This is a genomic window from Tepidimonas sp. (assembly GCF_046292505.1).
GTDB lineage: Bacteria > Pseudomonadota > Gammaproteobacteria > Burkholderiales > Burkholderiaceae_C > Tepidimonas.
In genome coordinates, this window is the sequence record NZ_JBKBQX010000186.1 from 1 (window position 1) to 705 (window position 705).

Here is a 705-nt window from a genome sequence, read left to right on the forward strand (position 1 = left end):
AGCCGTGACCGGCCGACGCGACGTAGCCCTCCTCGAAAGCGCTCTTGGGGGACCAGCTTTCGTACCCGTCCGCGTACCGAACGTAGTAGCCGGGAAGGTTAAGCGGGTGCTTGGCGATGTAGCCGGCGCTGACATTTACACTCATTGCGCCGTCCGGGCTGTAGAGGGTCGTGCCCTCGATCTTCCCGATTTCCATTGCATGTACGCGTTTGTAGCTCTCGTACGCTTTCAGATTCATTGTCTTGCCTGCCTCTCTTTATGTAGTGGTTTCCGTTGCATGTGTCGCAGTAGTCAGAAAAATGCCCGGCGCTGCGACACGCCGGGCAATCCATGTATGCGTCTTCCGTGACACGCCCCCTCGGCTAGCTGTTCTGCTTGGCCTCCAGGATGGCAACCGCTTCGTCCGGCGTGTCGCCGAACGCAAAGCCGTCCTGCGGCGTAGCGGCGGTATTGTACACGATCTTGGACGGAAGGTAAGCGATAAAGTTCCCGTCCTTGGTCGGCGCTACGATGGGCTTGCCGCTGGCCACGAACGCCCGCGCTTCGTCCGACATGTGCGCCCGGCGCTCGGCCTCGACGCGCTGCTTCGCCATCCGCTCCGCAAGTTCGTCCTCGCGGGCCTTGACGTCGCTGGCGCTGATCATCGGACCGGGCGGCTGGTGCGCCGGGTCGTCCGCTTCGGGCGCGGGGCCGGTCGACGGCTGT

2 protein-coding genes are annotated in these 705 nt (G+C 63.3%); both read right to left on the reverse strand.

The window, feature by feature from the left end; genetic code table 11:
- The coding region (locus tag ACK4TH_RS12625) for a hypothetical protein (RefSeq protein WP_409626946.1) at window positions 1-238 on the reverse strand (238 nt) is incomplete at its 3' end.
- 124 nt (window positions 239-362) lie between these two features.
- A partial coding sequence (locus ACK4TH_RS12630) for a hypothetical protein (RefSeq protein ID WP_409626948.1) occupies window positions 363-705 on the reverse strand: 343 nt, incomplete at its 5' end.